Origin of the sequence: Methanothermococcus okinawensis IH1, from assembly GCF_000179575.2 — an archaeon.
Taxonomy (GTDB): domain Archaea; phylum AGJL01; class Methanococci; order Methanococcales; family Methanococcaceae; genus Methanofervidicoccus; species Methanofervidicoccus okinawensis.
Genome location: NC_015636.1, coordinates 1,304,996 through 1,324,259, shown reverse-complemented (window position 1 = coordinate 1,324,259; position 19,264 = coordinate 1,304,996). Strand labels below are relative to the sequence as shown.

The window sequence follows — 19,264 nt, the reverse complement described above, 5'->3', positions numbered from 1 at the left end:
TTTTATAAAAATAAATAAAAATAAATAAAAAATATAAATTAAAAGATATTATAAAAGATTTATTATTTCGTTATTTAGTTTATCAAATATATTTTCTTCTTTTCCATTATTGTTATCTTTGATTGCGATTTTAAGGAATTCTGATTTAATAGCATTAAAATATCTATCAATATCACAATTTTCAATGCCATTTGATTTTAGCATATCATTTATTCTACCTTTATTTATGCCTTCAAACCCATGAGCTACTATTGTTGTATGTCTTAAATTGTTATAATCCTTTTTATACATCTTTTGTATTTTTTCATATACCCTAATTTCATCTGAATAATTTCCATACAGATATTTTATTAATTTGTAATATAATGGTGTATTTATGTTAATTTTATAATTTATCGTGTTATTGTTGATATTTTTACAGTTTTCTTCAATAAAATTTACTAACTTTCGCACACCTGAATGATGATAATTATTATTGTATTTATTATTTTTAATACCATTTGCTAAATATTTTAGATAACTTTCGATTTTTTTATTTAAATTATCTACGCCTACATCCTTAGCGTCAATAAGACCTGATGAAGGGGCATCTTTGCTTAATTTATAGCTAATTTTAGTGTTAGTTTTTTCAAACCACTTTAAAACAAAATACTGACCCATGGCTTCTTCCAATCTATAAACCCTTGCTAAAAAGTTTGCATAGTTTCTATTTCTTAATTCGATTTCCATGTTATCTAAAAGTTCAAGAATAAGGTATTTTAGTCTTTCAATAGTATTGTTTTCATTATCAAGTTTCTCCAATCTTTCTTCATTATAAGATTTTAAGGCATTGTCAAAATCAAAATTTAATCTATAATTTAAATGTTCTATTAGATTTAGTATTTTTTTATCATCTGTATAGTATTCTTTAAATGATAATGCCCCTACATAATTGTAATTTTTAATTAAATCTTTTACTTTTTCTTTTATTATTTGTTTTTCAAATGAGCTCATATTTTTGTTATCAATTTTTCCTTTAACTTCTACTACCTCTATTTTTTCTTTAAATAATGATGCCAATCTTATGGCTTCCTTGCTTGTTGGGACTCCCCCGCTTACTTCAAATATTATTTTATCAAATATATCGTGGTTATTATCGATTATAGTTAGTATATGTTTAAACCACCTATCCAAATTTGATGCATCGAATCTGGCTTCTTTTATCTCAACTTTACCTTTAAAACCATTTTCTTCTAAAAATCTTTTAATAATTTCTGCTTCAATAAAGGTATCTCCTGCTTTATGATTAGGACTTACATTTTCTTCATTTTGTTGATTTGTTGGAACTAAAATAATTTTTTCTACTGTTCCATTTAATTGCTCTTTTATATAATCCAAACAGGTCTGCATAATCGCTAATACAATATAGTCCTTTACTCTATCATAATTATCTAATATTTTTTTTGAATATTCTAAGAAATTTCCTTTTGCTATGATTAAGTCATTAGAATCATGGTCTTTATTTTTATCTAATATGTTTCCCAAAATATCTTTTAATTCATTTTCATACTCTTTTTTAAATTGAATATCCCTATTTCCAAGTGTGCAAATTAAACAGGTTTTATTCATATATTCACCTATTATATTTATTATTGTCGATTATTTTATTTATTATCAATTAATTCACTAATTATCTCTTTTATATTATCTAAATCACTAATTATTTTCATTTCGTTATTGTTATTTTTATCATATCTATTTACTATATCAGTTTTAGATATGCCCTTAAAACCATGTGCCAATATTGACTCATTTCGGAGCTCCGATAATTTTTCCAAGTTCTTACTAAATCCATATATTTTAGCATATTTTTTCCATTCTTTTTTACCTTTATTTACCATATAACCCAATATCCAATCTAAAACTCTGTTATTTGGTTCTTTTCTTCCGTTCCAATCAGTTTCCTTTTCTAAATAATCGTATATCTTTGGATTGTTATCCAAAAACTCTTCAAATTCCAACCATCTTTTAATCTTTTTCCCATTTTCTTCAACATTTTTAGGATTTGTTGATATGTTAAATTCTTTTTCTATAATCATTCTAAGTAATGCCTCTTTTAATCGAAATATTCTTCCTATAAAATCTACATATTCGCCATTCTCCCATTTAATTTTAGCATTTTCAATTAATAAATCAATTAATTTAGCGTAAAGATTAATATTGTCTTTAATTACAATATTATTAATATCTATCTTTTCAAAATCTTTTATACTATTAATTTCCTTTTGAATTTCTTTTTTATCCTTAAAATTAACATTATCGCATTTGTATGCCTTATCAAACTCTTCTAATGCCCTTTTAAAATCAAAAAGTTCTTTATAATGCAATCCCAATAAATAATGGTATTTCCAATCTGGTATTAAATTATAATCCTTTCCAATTTCAGCACAGAGCTCATACAAATGTTTGTCATATAATGTGATATATTCTCTGTTTTTTAGTATATTGAATAGTTTATAACCTATATCCATATAAGTAGGTTCATTTTTGAATAATGATTGGTATAATACCTTAGCCTTCAATTCCCATTTCAGAGCTCCACATATTATTAGACCAAAAGATAATGCAGGAGTTCCTCCTGTAATTCCTAAGTAAATGGATTCGTAATCTTTATCATTTTTAAAATTGTTAAGTGTCTTTTTATAATATTCAAACATTAATGAATAATCCGATGGATTGTCGTTAATTGCATAAACCTTTATACTATTTATTTTATCTCCAAATTCTTTTTTTATAATATATTCAATAATACTTGCAGAATAATATGCGTCTGTTTTATAACCCCCATTTTGTAGAGTTCCAAATAATACTACATCTATTGAATCGTGGAGTTCTAAAATTTTTTTTATCTGGTATTTTATTATTATTGGTTCCAAATCTAATTTCCTATAAACTCCACTTGAATAAAGTTCTTTTGTAAAACTGAACAATTCATCAGCTTTTAAATCTTCTCCTGTGATTTTTTTATATTCTTCTCTACAATATTCCTTTAATTCATCCGATTTTTTATTCGGTTTGTTATCAAACAATGGCGTTTTATCCTTTCCTAAATCCCTATTTCCAACATTTGATAAAAACAATGCTTTACTCATTTTTATCCTCCGTTATTTTTACCCATCCCATTGGAATGTTTTTATTACTGTCTAATACCCTTGTTCTTGGAAATTCAATATAATGTCTTGCACCTTTTAAGGAAGCCTTTAATTTTCTATTTCTCTCCTTTTCAAATATGTTTTTCATAATATTTAAGTATCCTTTTTTATTACCTTTGTCGTGTTTCCATAATAGTAAATATATAGTTTTAGATAAATAAGAACTTCCAGAACCAATAGCCAAATAGAATGAATTGTCGTTATTTTTTATGTTGTTAAGTAAATTGTTGTAAAATTTAATTGTTTCCTGCGGTAAATATTTGTTATTTAATTCAAACTCCACTACTGTTTTTGAAAACTTGTTGCACATGTTTTTTATATCTTCAAAATTTTTTGGAAAACCATCTTTTATGGTGAGCTCTACCCTGAGCTCTGAATTTTTTTTAAGGACTTCTTTTGGTTCTGGGATAGTATTGGATTTTTTACCTTTTTTTGCATCCATTGTATTGTATCTTATAGTATTGATAAATTCAAAATTTTCTGGTGGTATAATATTGCTATCGGTAATTAATAAATATTTAAAGAAATCATCTTTGATACCACCAATAGCAGTTTTTACAACCTCATTTCCTTTTTTATTGTCATGTATTTTTTTATTTTCTAAAATATTAACTAATTTATCAATATGTTTATCATAATAGTCAAAGATATAAGCCGTCCTTATGGCACCTTTTAAGGAGCTCCCTGGAACATAGTATTTTCCATTTTGATTTATGAATTTTTTAACCTGTATTTTTGCGTCCATTTTAATATTACAATTGACTTCTTTTAAAATATGCTCATCAAGATAAAGGCCTATACTTTCATAAGCTTCTTTTACGCTAAGTTCCATTCTATTATTGTTCATATTATGTTTTATTAATTTTGTTAATTCATCTATTTTATGTATGTCTTTTATATTTTCAAATAATTCTTCCATATTGATTATTTTTGCTTTACCATTTTCAATATAATAATCCATATTGGAATAAACATCTCCATTACCAATATTTAAAGGAGATATTGTAGTTATTTTTAGAACTTTTTTAGTGGATTTTATTCCATTATTTTTAGTTTTTGATTCATCTGGTCTAAATATATTCATAATCAATTCACCCCCTCTTCATTATAATCTTTAAGTTCTTCATAGAATACTACGGGAATAGTAATGATATGTCCATTTAATATTACTTCTTGATTTATGCCATCAGGTTTTAAATCTTTTACATCACCGCTAATTTCTTTATCACATATAGAACCTTCTGCAATTGCATATATATTCTTTTTAAGTTTTGTAATATATTCCATTTTATTTGGTGAAGGATAGATATAACCGCCAATTTTAATCAGTTGATAATTACAAAAACTTTTAAATTCCCCTTCATCTTTTGGAACGGTAATTGACAAAGTTAATCTTTTCTCTTTGGAGATATATTTTTTATTTAAATCTTCATATTTAATATCTAAATCTTCTTCATTAAATTCATCAATTATAATATCCTCAAAAGTTCCAGCACCAATACTCCTTTTTCCACCCAATCCCTCATCTTTGATTAAATTTATGGATGCATTGATTTTCTTTACTATATCTTTATCTTCATTAATGCTATTAAAATCAATTAAAAAATAAAATCCAACGATATTTATTATATTTTTATTTTTATCCTTTTTTCTCAAAGGTTTTATAAATTCGATTGAATATAACTGCCCCTTTTCATTATCTTCAAGAGTAGTTCCTTTTATTCTATCTATTGAAACCTTTTGTTCCATTATTTTTTTAAATAAATCCATATTTTTTGGGTTTTGATATTTAAAATCGTCTTTTTCTTTATTAGTTATTAGATACTCTTCACCAATAGTTATTTTTTTCAATTCCTTTTTATTATGCTTTTTTAAGGCATTTAATGATATAAATTTAATTTTTTTAATATCCTTTGGTTTTTCTTTAATTTTTTCCTCAGTTTTACTATCAAATCCCAATTTTAACATAGGTTTTGGTATAAATAATATTTCTTTATCGATTTTATTTAAATCTAAATCAAATTGATATATTGCAGGATATAGCGATGATATTTTCAATTCTTTTATTTTCTCCTTATATTTCTCAAATTCCCCATCGCCGTATAATTTAACAAAATTATTTACAATCGCAGAAAACAAACTATAGGAATGAAATACTATTGAACTTTCGGTTAAATCTCCTTCTCCAAAATGGTATTTGCTGTTTTCCTTCGGGATAAGTTTTATAATATTATACATTGTTCCCCTCTAATAATTTTAAAAAATAAAAAAATAGTTATTGATTTTTAATTAAAATAATTCGCTAATGTCATTAGTTAATTGGTTTAAATCATCTGTTGATTTAGTCTCTTTTAGATTTTCTTCTCCTTCATAATATTCTTTTGGTTTATATGTTGCCTCTAATTCTTTGAATTTTACCTTACCGTATCCTCTTGAACCACTTCCTCCCAAATAATCATCTTCCAATAGTTTCATACCTTCAATAAATTTTTTAATTAATTCTTTATCTTTATTTTTATCATATATATTAAAAACAACTTCATAATTGAATTCGCTTCCTGCAACCACTCGTTCAATATTCCTAATCCCTCCTTTAATGGTGGTTCCACTAACTCTATCTATTGTATTCTCTGCTTTTATTTCCAATTTTTCATATACTTCGCTCATATCATTAGCTTTAAGGTATCCATCCCTTATAATAACTCTTGATGGTTCTTTTATATTTGAACTATGTGGTCCAAATATCAAGCACACATCACACTCTCCGCATTCACATGGTTTTCCAGGTTTTCCTTTTTCATAAGTTATCTTGGCGTATCCACTTATTTCCATTAAACTCCTAATTTTTCCCTTCAATGAACTTCCTGGAATAAATACATTTCCATTTTTATCTTTTATTACAGGGTTATCAGCACCCCCAATCTTTAAGGTTTCTGCTGTTCCTCCTATATGCATTCCTGTTAATAATTCAATTTTACCATTTATTATTAATTTTCCTTTTAATGTTATATTATCCATATAATATCCCCTCTCTTTATTTTATTTTGATTTTGTATATTGTTTATGATAAGCTACAACAGCCTCAAAAAAACTTCATAAAATTATCAAAATGAGATTTATTATTTTTATCAATTTTATTTAATATTTTATCAATTTCTCTATTAAATAGTTCTAACGCCTTTCTTCTATCTGATTTCTCAGGTTCTTTACTTGCATTATATACCATTTTTGGTTTTAACAACATTAATTTAAGATACCAATCAGACCTTTTAGACTCTTTAATTTGAACTGCATAGTCATAAAAATTCCTCAACTTTGATGATGAAATTCTTTCAATTCTTTTCCTTCCTTCAATTTTATCTCCTATTTGTTCCGCCAATAATTTTGCTTTTTCAATAAATAAATTAACATTTTCAGAGCTCAGGTTTAATATATTATCTATATCCTTATCATTTAATATTGATGGCATCTCATTCTGATTTTTTGTCTGATTTTTTGGTTTTGGGTCTTTTTGGGTTTTCATAATATTACCTCCCTTATTTTTGAATTTAACATTTGGATGATTTTTCCAGTTCATTATTTCCCTCCTTTCTACTTTTTAACTCTGCAATTCTTGAAGCTATTATTATATCATTGAAAATTATATTTGTTTTACAGGATTTGATATTGTCTTCAATATTTGTCAGATATTTATCTAAAAATTTCACATATTTCCACTCCTTGTCATTTTTATAATTTCTATAAAGATAATATTTCATTCTCCAAAGATAAGGAATATTTACTCTTAACTCTTCATTATCATTATCATTTCTAACCAATGCTTTTTTTAGATTAGAACAAACTTTCTGACTTAGATGGATTATTCTTTTTTTGTTTGTATTTTTAATGGCTTTTTCGAATTTTGTTTCATAATCCCCTTCCTTTTCAATATAATCCCATGATAAAGCATTATTAAATATACTTATTGAATTTTTTTCTTTTTTTCTATCTTTTTCGTTTTTATCTTTTTTTCTATCTTCTGTTTCATCATTTTTCTTATCTTTTTCTTTTTCGTCTTTTTCTACGATGTTATCTTTTGCATTTTCTAACTCTTCTTCTGCTAAATATGCTCCTTTTCTGTATTCAAATTTTGGATTGACAATAACCATTCCTGCACTTAATGTAATATCTGGATTATTACAAACAAATTCTTTAAACTTATCGTTTATCTCTTTTGCCAAATCCCATACTCTATCCCATGCTCCAACAATTAATGTGTCATCACCTCCTGAGTAAGTTAAATAGATAGTGTCATTATAATCATTATTTGATTTGATTAAATAAGGTATATAACCTGTAAAGAACAAAGTTAGCATAGAGCTCAGGGTACTTAACCTTGATATTGTTGCTATATCACCAAGACCTCTTGTGATGATTTTACCTAAATTATCAACATCCATTTTTAAGATGCCTATTTTGTTTGTGCCCGTCCTTTTTTCTGCATCTTCTCCTAATTCAGAGAAATCTTTTATTATTTTTTTATCTTCCATTGGAAATGCTATTGAACCTAATTTATATGGAATATCTAAATCTCCAGCATTACTTTTTTCTGAATCTCCAGCATTACCTTTTGGAAGATTGTATTTTGTATTTTCAAATTCAACTAAATCAAAAAATTCCTTTAATGATGGTAATTTATCAAAAGTTACAGTTTTTTTAAATATATTTGAGTACCCATATAATTTATAATCCATAACATTATCTTCCCCAAATTTCTTTAAAAAATTGGTAATTTCAACGAATGATGCACAATTTTCACAAACTTTTGTTTTATCGTCTAATTCATAAATTTTATTTTCTTCTTCTTTTTCTTCTTTTTTCATTTCAGCTTTACATATTTTACATCTTTTGTTTTCATCCCCGCTTCCTTCTGCTTTAAATAATTCCATTCCTTTATATTCAAATTTTTTCATTTTCTTCTTAGAAGTCTCCTCTGCTGCTTCCTTCCATTTATAAGGTATTCCAATTTTGGCATCTTCATCCATACAATCTATTAAAAAATCAATAGGTCTTAAATCCACCATTCCAATTGCCACATATAAATCTGCACCGAATTTATCAAATAATATGTCATTTATTTTTTCTTCAAATACTGATAATTTATTATTATCAATTTTATGACTTAAAATGTAAAAATGACCTCCTCCGTAAAATAGTATATTTGCAACAGGCAACTTTAACTCTTTAATAATATATCTTGCACAGAGCTCCGTTAAAAAATCCAAATAAAAACTTCTACCTTTAAGGGATTTATTTGCTCCTTTTGATGTTATATTGAATATAAAGTCCTGAACTCCTGAAATATCCCCATGTATAAGAGAGAACATATTTTTATTTCCATATTCCATATTCTTTAATGTTTCTTCTATTTCTTTTGGTTTATTACTGTTTTCTTTATTGCTCCTATTTGCTCCTTTTTGATATTTCTCTTTAATATCTTTTATTTTATCTGATTCCTTTTTTAGATTATTTAATAGATTTTTAAAATACTCTTCATACTCTTCGTTAAGTTCATTAATTTTATTATTCTCTTTATATAACCTGTATAAACAACAGGCAATAGCACAGGTAGTTTTTGAGTGGTCAAATAATGAAACATCAGGCAAATAATTACTATGCCCTATTTTGTTGTATGTTGAAGGAACGCACCAGGTGTATTTTTGAACAAACAACATTAAATTTTCAAAATTAACCTTTTTTCCAGATGTATCTTTTTTTACTAATTTTTCAAATTCATTATCGAGAGTATTACAATCTACATCATAACTATCTTCGCTATTCTTCTTAGGAAATGATTTATTAGATACATTTAAAGGTATTAATGGATATTTATGATATTTTTCATAATTTATAAAATTCTTACTATTTTTTTCATTTTTATTTTCATTATTTTCATTATCTTTATTGTTATTTTCATTGTTATTTTTGGGAAGTGATATATTCTCAAAAATAGATATTAATTGTTTATATTTTTCGGAGCTCACATCTTTATTATATCCTATTAGTTCTCCATTGCTTAATTTATCTGAAATCTTTAAAATATTTAATAAAAAATGTTTTTTAACATCATAAGGATTTTCAATATTGTTGTGATGATTTTCTACCAAATATTTTACAATTTCAATATTATCATTATTTTCATTTCCTAAGTGTTTTTTAAATTCATCAACAAATTTAACTCCTAATGATATATGGTCTTTATAAGATTTATTGGTGGTATTATCATCATCCACAAGTTTATACCATTTTCCAATATCATGCAATAATGCACCTATCTTCAATAATTCATACTCATTATCTAAATCTGTCTTTTTAGATACCATTATATAACCCCCGATAAATAATACTTTATTATTCTACTATGATGTTGAAATTTATAGTATATAATGATTATTATTAACTATTATAGTTAATAAAAATCTCATTAATTATAATTATTACCCACATTATAACTTTTTTACTATTTTATTACAATTTTTATTAATTAAGTTAAAAATTTATTTACTATAAAAAATTAACGCTCATTTATACATTATTTCGTTTAGATATTTTTAAATATATACCTAAATTTTGCCATAAATAATAAATACATATCTATAAAAACTTTGAAAAGAGAAAATTTATCGGAGCTCCGATAAATAATAAAATTATAATTTATTTAACTTTTTATTAATATTTTTAATCTTCCTTTATTTTCCAATCAATATTTAGTAATCTACTGTATTCGTTCATAACTCTTTTTATGTATTCTTTTAGTTTGACTTCCCCCTTACTGTTAAATTCCAATGCCCACTTATCATTTCCAAACTCCCCTGCACCAGCCATTATCAAATCTTTAACTCTTTGACTTTCTATGTAGGGTGGATATCCTATTTTTTTATCGTATTCACAGATATCCTTAATTAATTCTTTAATTGTGCTATCTAAATCTACATCGGTTATTTCCTTTAAAAGTGGTTTAATTATTGGATAAATCCATTTTCTGTGGAATCTGCAAATACCTAAATCTTCTATTGTTATTTCCATTATAACTCTTTCAACACTAAGTTTTGCCAATTCTTCTGGTTCTAAGAATTCCCCACATTGATAATATGTTAAATATTTCCCTTGAATTAAATAAGGCATAAAATTTCCAATAGCCCAATATTGAGTTGGGGATATCTCTCCATTATCACCAAAAGGAATATATACACCAAAATCTTCGAATTTCTCATAATTGAATTTATCAGCATTTTTAGTCATTAACCTATCTTTAAATTTATCGTTAAGTATTTTTGATGCCTTTCTTTTTCCAAGTGATAGTATTTTAGCCAGTTCATTCTTTTTAAATGCTATTATATTTGCAAGTTTCACTGCGAGCTCTGCATTATATTGCGAATTTTTTAAAATATCATCGTCGGTTTGGTAGTGTGTTATATCAAATATGGGTTTATCTATCCCAACTTCCTCTGGTTTTAAAAGCCCCACATGAAGTAGTTCAAATACATAGGATGCCAAATTTCCAAATTCTATGGCATCAAAACCAAGGGCATCCACAGTATGCACGATTTTATCTGCGGCATGTATATCAAATATACCAAGTAATGGACCATTGGACTCATAAGGTTCATAATCCACTTTTAAGCCATTTCTATATTTTTTGCACAATACAGGGCATGGTTCTCCACAATTAGTCCATTTTTTAGGTTCTATGGATTCTTTATTAAATGTTTCTACAAAATACTTCATTATTTTTTTATGAAGTTCTATTCTATCATTTTTATGAATATAGGGCATTCTCCAGTTAAATATAGGGGTAATATCAAGTGTATAATGGTAATTATTTCCAAAAGTTCCCCCTGTTTTTGTTTTTTCATTATATCTGTATTTTTTAGTATGTTCAAGAACAACAGTCATATACGGTTTTTTATAGTGTTCTTCTACAATATTCCTCAGTCTTTTTTCAATATCCTTCTGTTTTTTTACCTCTTCATCCGTTCCATTTTTACCATAATATACCACCCCTAATATGTTATGAGCTCGGCATAATACAGAACCTACACCACCCCGTGCAGCCCAATCCTCAGAGCCTTCAACTAACTTTCCGTTTCTTACAGTTTGAGAGAATATTCCCCCCATATTTGTATTTAACGATGCAGGACCTACAATAAATGCCCTATAATTCTTTTCATTGAATTTTTTTAGAATATATTCATTCAAATCATATATATTTTTATAATTTTTTATATCAAATCCATTACTTTCGTTAAGTTCCATAAATTCTACTTTTAAATCTTCTCCTTCACCATCCAATATCAATAAACTTGGTTTTTCACATTTTCCAATTATTGCAACATTATGTAATCCTGTGTTTTTAAATACATATCCTGCACCTCCCATTGCTGAGAAATGGAATCCATCCCAAAGTGGAGACCTGAAAGAAAATATAAGCCTATGACCTCCAATTATTGGTATAACCCCTCTTCCAAAGCAGAATATATTATGTTCATCATAAACATCATATTTCCAGGTTTCATATTTCTTATGGAGGTATATTCCCCAATTTATGGGAAAAAATTCTTTATTTATAGTTTCATATTTTTTATTGGAAGCATTTATTAAAATATTCATACTCTCACCAGTTTTATTTTTTTATAAGATTATTTAGTCAAATAGTTGATAGTTAATATAGTTAATATAGTTAATAATTTAGGCTAAATTTAGTTATTAGTTATTGATAATTTAATAATTTATAAATATATAATTATGGATATATAATAATATCGTGAAATAGTATAAAATAAATATTTTTTATATTTGATATAATGTATAAATTTAGTTAATTTAATAATATTAATAATACTTATTATGTTTGGATTTTATGTTTAAAATATGGTGGGGATGCAGAACATGAACAACGAAGAATATCGATTATTAATGAAAATATTTGTATTGGGGGTATTTTTAGCCATTGTTTATATGACATACCCCTTTTTAGATACGCTGGCACTTTCATGTGCATTTGCCTACATGGGAAAGCCCATATACGATAAACTCAAACCTCACACGGGAAATACATTAGCTGCAATAATATGCCTGTTGGCATTTATCATACCAACAGTTATTGTGGGATATATTGTATTAAAAGAATTGTTGATATTTTTACAGCAAATTAACATACAAAGTCTGAATCTGCAAAGTATGGATACTGTTGAAAGATTGAATAACTTACTCTATAAGGTATCAAGCATTTTTGGATACTCTTGGCAGGTGGATGAACAAACATTATCCAACTATATCTCTCAAATTTTGTCGTATTTGGAACCTTACATAAAAAATTCATTGGCTCAACTTATGATTTTGCCAGAAATAGCCATAAAAACGATGATTGTTTTATTCATGACATACTATTTTTTAAAGGATGGACATGTGGTGAAAAAGGCTATATTAGCACAGGTGCCTGATAAATACTATGAAAAAACAGAACTATTTCTAAATAATTTGAATGAATCCTACAAGAATCTATTTATAGGAAATGCCTTAACATCCATAGCCATTGGTGTAATTTCAGGTATTGGTTATTATATTATCGGAATCCCCAACGCTTTTATTTTGGCAGTTATAACGGGTGTTTTTGCACTTTTACCAATAATAGGAGGATGGACAGTATATATACCTCTGTCTATATATTACTTAATGACGGGTGAAATTGTAAAAGGTATTGAATTACTGCTATTTGGATGGATATTCTTATCCACTCTGCCAGATTTTGTCATAAGACCATTAATTGTTAAAAAAGAAAGTGATGTCCATCCTTCTCTAATATTGATAGCCTTCCTAATAGGACCTCTTACATTGGGACTTGGTGGATTTGCAATGGGTCCTTTAATTGTTGGGGCATTTGATGCTCTATGGCGGGTGAAATTGAGAGAAAGTAAATAAACTATAAAATTTGTTTATTATATTCTCCTTTTTTTATTCTATTTTTTTATAATTTTTTTATTTTTTATATAATTTTTATTAATTTTTCTTATTCATTAGATAATTTTTCGAAACATTCCTTACATACAACTTTTCCGTTTATTAATCTTCCTTTAATTTCCATAAAATATTCCCCACATTCTTCACATTTAAGTGATGGATATATCTTAGCTTTCTTAGGTTCTGGAATATCCACCTCTTCAATATGCAGGAGCTCATCCTCAGGTAAATTCAATATCATTTCTATACTTTTATTTTTTAATTCATCGCTAAGTTTCTTTTTTTCATCTTCATCAGAGATGTCCTTTAACTTCTCCTTCATTTTATTCATTTCTTCATACAATATATCTTTAAATGAAATTCTAATGCCTTTTTGATGGTCTCTTGAATAAAAGACATAAACATATTTTCCATAATCCTTAAATATTAAATTTCCTTTTCCAAATGTGCATCCAAGTAAATATTGAATTGCATCGATACTGCACGATTTATTATATACTATTGCCACGAGCTCCTCATCTTCTGACCTTTTATAGTGATTTTTAACATATTTTGCCACTCTATAACCCATAGCTAAACCTGCGCAAAAATGTCCATGGAACTCTATTGTTTTTTTTAAATCCTCTTCCACTGTAATCACCTATGTTTCATTATTATTTTTTAATTTTTTTATTTCTTTTTATTTTATTATTTTTCCAATCGTTATTATATTATAGTATTTATTTAGATTATTCTAAGATATTTACAACATCTCCAATTACTATAATGCCCGGTGGTGCAATATCGTTTTCTTCTGCCTTTTTTACTATATTTTTTAGCGTGCCTTTTACTATCTTCTGGTTTGATTTAGTCCCATTTGTGATTATAGCGACTGGTGTTTGTTCATTTCTACGACTATTTTTTAGGAGCTCTGCAACATGATGCTTTAAATTTGTAATGCCCATAAGTATTACAATAGTATCTGCGTTTAATTCGCTTAATTTAACCTGTTTTTTATCCTTATCTTCTGCTTCATGTCCTGTAACTACTGTAAATGATGTAGCCACTTTTCTATGTGTTAATGGAATATCTGCAACCTCTGGAACAGCTATTGACGAGGTAATACCCGGGATTACTTCATAAGGTATGTTGTGTTTTTTCAGTTCAAGTATTTCTTCACCCCCTCTTCCAAATATAAAGGAATCTCCACCTTTTAATCTAACTACGGTTTTATTTTCTTTTGCCTTTTCAACCAATATTCTATTAATTTCTTCCTGTTTGTGAGAGTGCTTTCCTTTCCTCTTACCTACATATATCAATTCTGCATTATCTTTTGCATATTTAAGAAGATTTTCACCAATTAAATCATCATAAACTATTACATCAGCATTTTTTATTGCATTTAATCCTTTTAATGTAATTAATTCTTCATCTCCTGGTCCAGCACCCACCAATATTACCTTCATTATCTCACCATATTTGATTTTAATATATAATTCTCATTTTATTTTTTTATTTTATTTTTTAATTATATTACTTATACTAATCACTTCTATTTAATTAATAATTTTTTATTATTCTTTTATTATTTTTTTATAGATTAATGATAATAATGGTATTATGTTATAATCTTATATTTGGGATAGGTTATAGGAAATATTTATATTAATCACTATGAGGGATAAGATGATAATAGTTGGAGTAAAGGATGCAAAAATAAGAAAAGATATATTCTATTTAAAACATCCATTTCAAATATTAAATGCCGACTTAATAGCCACAAAAAAACATATAATTCATGCCATAAATCAGGCAAAATCAAAAAAACCAATTACAAACAGTTTTTGGATGGAAATACTTGTAAGGGCATCGGCACAACGGCAAATATCCAATGCCATAAAAATTATTGGAGTGAATCCTGAAAAGGAGAAATCAAATGTCTGTATAGTATGCGAAGATAAAGAAACACTAAATAAACTGATAAATATGATTGGTGGTGTAGTTGATGATTCAGTTTTAGAGCTCACCCAATCAAAAATGGAAAATATAATAAGGGCATATAATATCAAGGGATTAAGTTATGATTATAATAATAAAGACGAATTAATTAAAAGAATATGTGAAAAAATAAGTATTATCGAAGTGATGTAATAATTAAATTACTATTAAATTTAGATATATAAATGTTATTAAAAAGTTAAAAATTAAAAAATAACTAAATAACTAATTTAAGATAAAAATAATAGATGATAAAAGTTAATAAAAGAAATAATTAAAAGAATTAAAATAATATGCTGAAAAATAGGAATAATAAAAATATAATTTAATATAAAATTTAATATATTAAATAAAAAAATAATAAATAAAAAATAATAGTAAAAAATAAGATAATGAATAAAATAACAAAAAGGAATAGGTAATAAAAAATAAGAGAAAGAATAAATTAATATTATATCCATCATTATCATCAATTGAGGAGAAATTATGATAATTAAGAAAATAACTGATTTAACAGATGAAGAGAAAACTACACTAATTAATAGAAATAAAATGAATCTTGAAAATATATATCCTATTGTAAGAGAAATATTGGATAATGTAAAAAATAACGGGGACAGTGCATTAAAAGAATATACAAAAAAATTCGATAAAGTTGATATTGATGATTTTAAAGTCCATAAGGAAGAAATTGAGAAGGCTTACAACAGGATAGATTATAAAATCATAGAGGCAATAGAAAAAGCTCACGATAATATAAAATCATTCCATGAAATACAGTTTAAAAACCTTAAAGAATGGGAAATAAATAAAAACGGCATAAAAGCCGGGCAAATAATAAGACCAATAGAAAAAGCAGGATGTTATGTTCCTGGGGGAAGAGCATTTTATCCATCAACAGTTTTAATGACTGTGGTTCCTGCAAAGGTTGCAGGTGTGGAAAAGGTTGTTGTGGTTTCACCGCCAAATGGAACAGAAGGTAATCCTGCAACGCTTGTGGCATCGGATATAGCAAAGGCTGATGAGATATATAAAATTGGAGGAGCTCAGGCAATAGGAGCTCTGGCTTATGGAACAGAAACTATACCAAAGGTAGATATTATTGTTGGACCGGGAAATATATTTGTAACTGCGGCTAAAATGATGGTTTATGGCAATAATGTGGCAATAGACTTTCCAGCAGGACCTTCTGAGGTATTGATAATATGCGATGAAAAAGCAAACAATGATTATGTGGCGATAGACTTTTTAGCACAGGCTGAGCATGACCCTAATTCTTCATGTATAATTACAACTACTTCAAAGGAAAAAGCAGAAGCTATTAAAAATAAAATTATGGAGTTAATAAATAAAAATATAAAACGAAAGGAAATAATAAATAGCTCATTAAAAAACTCTGCAATATTATACGGAAACCTTGATGAATGTATAAATCTATCAAATGAGTATGCACCAGAACATTTGGAAATAATTACTGAAAATCCAAGGGAAGTTTTAAAATATATAAAAAATGCTGGAAGTATATTTTTAGGGAGCTATTCACCAGTTCCTGTTGGAGATTATGCAAGTGGAACAAACCATGTTTTGCCAACAAGTAGATGTGCAAAGATGTATTCAGGTTTAAGCGTTGATACATTCATAAAAAAACCTACTGTGCAGGAGCTCACAAAAGAGGGGTTAGAGAGTATATCCGATATTGTAATCACACTTGCAGAAGCAGAAGGATTATATAATCATGCTGAATCTGTTAAAAAAAGGTTAATTTAACTATTATCTAATAATTAAATGTATAAAAAATATTTAATTTTTGGTGGATTTTATGCTGTTAAAATTTTATAAAACCATATTGAAGTTAGTCATTCTACTCGTTATTTTTGGATTTCTTGTTAAATTCATGTCAAATACTGGATATGATGATATATTGCAGAATTTTCAAAAAAATACCGATGAGGATAATTTGTTTAATGTAAATAACTATCTAAAACTTACTGAAAAATCCCTGAATACTACGGAAAATATACTGAGTAATGATGTGATAAATGGTAACCTGAGCTCCGTTGATAACAATAGTTTAAAAGAGATTGACAGCAGTATTAATGAATTTAACAGCACTTTAAGCACTATGGTAAATTTAAGTAAATAAAATGAGTAAATAATAAGTGTAATATTAATATTTTAATTATAAATTATATTTTATCTTATTATAGATTATTTAATTATCTTAATAATTATTTTTAATTGATTTTTTATATTTTGAAATTAATTTATTGTATTAATCATAAATATATCTTTATTTTAGTTTTAATTTTACTGGTGGAATATATGCTGTTTAAAGAAGTATGCGATATATTTAATAAAATAGAAAGCACAACAAAAAGATTGGAAAAGATGGACTATTTTATAGAATTAATAAAATTAACAAATAAAAAAGGTTCAGCAGAGGATTTAAAAAAAATATGTTATATTACCATAGGGCGAGTATTTGCAGAGTATGAAAATAAAGAGCTCGGTATAGGTCCAAGCCTTTTGATAGAAGCTGTGAAAACAATAGGCATAGATGAGAAAAAGTTATTGAATACCATAAAAGAAACTGGGGATATGGGAATGGCAGTTGAAAAACTGAGCTCCGATATAAAACAAATATCCCTATTTCAAACACCACCGACTCTTGACGATATATACGACACTCTAAAAAAAATATCGGAAATTGAAGGAGCAAACTCTCAGAAAAAAAAGATAAGACATATTTCAAGCCTACTTCTAAAAGCTTCGCCACTGGAAAGGAGGTATATTGTAAGGCTTATTTTAGAGGATATGAGAATAGGAATGAATGTTCCAACAATTTTAGGTGCATTTTCTGTGTATTTCAATATTCCAAAGGAAAAATTGGAGAAAATCTATGCAGTTGTAAATGATATTGGGCTTATTGCAGAAAAATTAATGTTAAATGTAGATATTGACAATGACGAGGATTTAAAGCTAAGAATATTTAGACCTATTAAACCCATGCTTGCACAACTTATACCTTCAATTGATGATGCCATAATTGAAATGGGAGCTCCGCAGTTTGAAACAAAATACGATGGTGCAAGGGTTCAAATCCATAAAAAAAATAAAGATGTTAAAATATACAGTAGAAAACTGGAAGATATTACAAATTCAATCCCTGAGATAGTGGAAGAAGTAAAAAATATGGATGTAAATAATATAATAGTAGAAGGAGAATGCGTAGCTATCGACTTAAAAACTGGACATCCAAGACCATTTCAGGACATATTACGAAGATTTAGAAGAAAATATGATATTGACAAAATGAAAGAGGAAATAAATTTAAGGGTTTATTTATTTGATATTTTATATTATAATAAGCCATTAATTGATTTACCACTAAAAGAAAGAAGAGAAATACTTGAAAATATAGTAGGAACAAATGATTGGGAAAAGGATAAAATAAAAATAGAAAATGAGATAAAATCAAAGAAGAAAATAGATATATCCTATAAACTAACAACAGATAACATAAAAAAAGCATTGGAATTTTATAAGTGGAGTTTAAGCATAGGTCATGAGGGGGTGATGATTAAAAATCCAAATGCACCATATACCCCAGGTAGCAGAGTAAAAACGATGTATAAATTTAAACCTACATTGGAAAGCCTTGATGTAGTGATTACAAAGGCAAAAATAGGTATGGGTAAGAGGAAGGATTGGTATGGTTCCTTTGAAATATCTGTTAGAGATGAAGAAGGAAATTTATATCCAATTGGTCATGTTGGAAGTGGGTTAAGTGAGGAGGAGCTCGGCAAATTAACGGAAATGATAAATTCAATTAAAATAAATGAAATAGATGGAGAAACAATTGTAGAACCAAAAATTGTTTTAGAGGTGACCTATGAAGAAATTCAAGAATCCGATAAATATGAATGTGGTTATGCCCTTAGATTTCCAAGGGTTGTTAGGATAAGAGATGATAAATCGGTTGATGATATAAATACCATTGATGATGTAAAAAGAATATTTGCAATTCAAAAAGGTAAATCTAAAAAATTTATGAAAGGAGATTAAACTCTACTAATAAGTTTTTTAATAATGCATAA

General features: G+C 26.7%; 15 protein-coding genes. 5 read left to right on the top strand and 10 right to left on the bottom strand.

The features are described 5' to 3' along the window. Positions 1–48: 48 nt before the first annotated feature. The 8 genes from METOK_RS06575 to METOK_RS06540 all read right to left on the bottom strand — a co-directional run bounded on the left by METOK_RS06575 (position 49) and on the right by METOK_RS06540 (position 11,840). Positions 49–1,608, bottom strand: coding sequence for a hypothetical protein (locus tag METOK_RS06575; RefSeq protein WP_013867440.1), 1,560 nt, complete (start codon positions 1,606–1,608; stop codon positions 49–51). A gap of 35 nt (positions 1,609–1,643) precedes the next feature. Continuing rightward, a complete protein-coding gene (locus METOK_RS06570) occupies positions 1,644–3,131 on the bottom strand; it encodes a hypothetical protein (protein ID WP_013867439.1) in 1,488 nt (495 codons plus the stop codon). Then, complete coding sequence (csm5, locus tag METOK_RS06565; RefSeq protein ID WP_013867438.1) at positions 3,124–4,275, bottom strand: type III-A CRISPR-associated RAMP protein Csm5; 1,152 nt, start codon at positions 4,273–4,275, stop codon at positions 3,124–3,126. The genes METOK_RS06570 and csm5 overlap by 8 nt, the downstream gene beginning before the upstream one ends. A 2-nt stretch (positions 4,276–4,277) precedes the next feature. Then, entirely contained in the window at positions 4,278–5,429 is a 1,152-nt protein-coding gene (gene csm4, locus METOK_RS06560; protein ID WP_013867437.1) for a type III-A CRISPR-associated RAMP protein Csm4, read from the bottom strand. Between the two features lie 51 nt (positions 5,430–5,480). Beyond that, positions 5,481–6,209, bottom strand: coding sequence for a type III-A CRISPR-associated RAMP protein Csm3 (csm3, locus tag METOK_RS06555; protein WP_013867436.1), 729 nt, complete (start codon positions 6,207–6,209; stop codon positions 5,481–5,483). A gap of 64 nt (positions 6,210–6,273) precedes the next feature. Beyond that, positions 6,274–6,768: a type III-A CRISPR-associated protein Csm2 gene (csm2, locus tag METOK_RS06550; RefSeq protein ID WP_013867435.1), complete on the bottom strand. Its 495-nt coding sequence runs from the start codon at positions 6,766–6,768 to the stop codon at positions 6,274–6,276. Beyond that, positions 6,740–9,553, bottom strand: coding sequence for a type III-A CRISPR-associated protein Cas10/Csm1 (gene cas10, locus METOK_RS06545; protein WP_013867434.1), 2,814 nt, complete (start codon positions 9,551–9,553; stop codon positions 6,740–6,742). Before cas10 ends, csm2 begins: the two co-directional genes overlap by 29 nt. A gap of 355 nt (positions 9,554–9,908) precedes the next feature. After that, positions 9,909–11,840 (bottom strand): aldehyde ferredoxin oxidoreductase N-terminal domain-containing protein, encoded by a 1,932-nt coding sequence (locus METOK_RS06540; RefSeq protein WP_013867433.1) that lies wholly within the window; start codon positions 11,838–11,840, stop codon positions 9,909–9,911. A 279-nt stretch (positions 11,841–12,119) separates the two neighbouring features. Here METOK_RS06540 and METOK_RS06535 point away from each other — a divergent pair, with 279 nt between their 5' ends. After that, entirely contained in the window at positions 12,120–13,151 is a 1,032-nt protein-coding gene (locus METOK_RS06535) for an AI-2E family transporter (RefSeq protein WP_013867432.1), read from the top strand. Between the two features lie 88 nt (positions 13,152–13,239). Here METOK_RS06535 and METOK_RS06530 read toward each other — a convergent pair whose 3' ends face one another. Continuing rightward, positions 13,240–13,821 carry an FmdE family protein gene (locus METOK_RS06530; RefSeq protein WP_013867431.1) on the bottom strand — a complete coding sequence of 194 codons (582 nt, stop codon included), beginning with the start codon at positions 13,819–13,821 and terminating at the stop codon, positions 13,240–13,242. Positions 13,822–13,918: 97 nt separating this feature from the next. Further along, positions 13,919–14,635, bottom strand: coding sequence for a uroporphyrinogen-III C-methyltransferase (gene cobA, locus METOK_RS06525; protein ID WP_013867430.1), 717 nt, complete (start codon positions 14,633–14,635; stop codon positions 13,919–13,921). Positions 14,636–14,855: 220 nt separating this feature from the next. On the opposite strand from cobA, the gene cgi121 reads away from it, so the two are divergent. The 4 genes from cgi121 to METOK_RS06505 all read left to right on the top strand — a co-directional run bounded on the left by cgi121 (position 14,856) and on the right by METOK_RS06505 (position 19,232). Continuing rightward, positions 14,856–15,320, top strand: coding sequence for a KEOPS complex subunit Cgi121 (gene cgi121 / locus METOK_RS06520; RefSeq protein WP_013867429.1), 465 nt, complete (start codon positions 14,856–14,858; stop codon positions 15,318–15,320). A 333-nt stretch (positions 15,321–15,653) separates the two neighbouring features. Further along, on the top strand, positions 15,654–16,934 hold the full coding sequence (gene hisD, locus METOK_RS06515; RefSeq protein WP_013867428.1) for a histidinol dehydrogenase: 1,281 nt from the start codon (positions 15,654–15,656) through the stop codon (positions 16,932–16,934). A gap of 52 nt (positions 16,935–16,986) precedes the next feature. Further along, positions 16,987–17,310 (top strand): hypothetical protein, encoded by a 324-nt coding sequence (locus tag METOK_RS06510; RefSeq protein ID WP_013867427.1) that lies wholly within the window; start codon positions 16,987–16,989, stop codon positions 17,308–17,310. Positions 17,311–17,489: 179 nt separating this feature from the next. Further along, a complete protein-coding gene (locus METOK_RS06505; protein WP_013867426.1) occupies positions 17,490–19,232 on the top strand; it encodes an ATP-dependent DNA ligase in 1,743 nt (580 codons plus the stop codon). Positions 19,233–19,264: the final 32 nt, after the last annotated feature.

Excerpts from the sequence above, each read along its gene's own strand:
- METOK_RS06510 (WP_013867427.1), top strand. The coding sequence starts at position 16,987 with ATGCTGTTAAAATTTTATAAAACCATATTGAAGTTAGTCATTCTACTC.
- METOK_RS06570 (WP_013867439.1), bottom strand. The coding sequence starts at position 3,131 with ATGAGTAAAGCATTGTTTTTATCAAATGTTGGAAATAGGGATTTAGGA.
- METOK_RS06540 (WP_013867433.1), bottom strand. The coding sequence starts at position 11,840 with ATGAATATTTTAATAAATGCTTCCAATAAAAAATATGAAACTATAAAT.
- cobA (WP_013867430.1), bottom strand. The coding sequence starts at position 14,635 with ATGAAGGTAATATTGGTGGGTGCTGGACCAGGAGATGAAGAATTAATT.
- csm3 (WP_013867436.1), bottom strand. The coding sequence starts at position 6,209 with ATGGATAATATAACATTAAAAGGAAAATTAATAATAAATGGTAAAATT.
- METOK_RS06575 (WP_013867440.1), bottom strand. The coding sequence starts at position 1,608 with ATGAATAAAACCTGTTTAATTTGCACACTTGGAAATAGGGATATTCAA.
- hisD (WP_013867428.1), top strand. The coding sequence starts at position 15,654 with ATGATAATTAAGAAAATAACTGATTTAACAGATGAAGAGAAAACTACA.
- METOK_RS06505 (WP_013867426.1), top strand. The coding sequence starts at position 17,490 with ATGCTGTTTAAAGAAGTATGCGATATATTTAATAAAATAGAAAGCACA.
- csm2 (WP_013867435.1), bottom strand. The coding sequence starts at position 6,768 with ATGAACTGGAAAAATCATCCAAATGTTAAATTCAAAAATAAGGGAGGT.
- csm5 (WP_013867438.1), bottom strand. The coding sequence starts at position 4,275 with ATGAATATATTTAGACCAGATGAATCAAAAACTAAAAATAATGGAATA.
- cas10 (WP_013867434.1), bottom strand. The coding sequence starts at position 9,553 with ATGGTATCTAAAAAGACAGATTTAGATAATGAGTATGAATTATTGAAG.
- METOK_RS06535 (WP_013867432.1), top strand. The coding sequence starts at position 12,120 with ATGAACAACGAAGAATATCGATTATTAATGAAAATATTTGTATTGGGG.
- csm4 (WP_013867437.1), bottom strand. The coding sequence starts at position 5,429 with ATGTATAATATTATAAAACTTATCCCGAAGGAAAACAGCAAATACCAT.
- cgi121 (WP_013867429.1), top strand. The coding sequence starts at position 14,856 with ATGATAATAGTTGGAGTAAAGGATGCAAAAATAAGAAAAGATATATTC.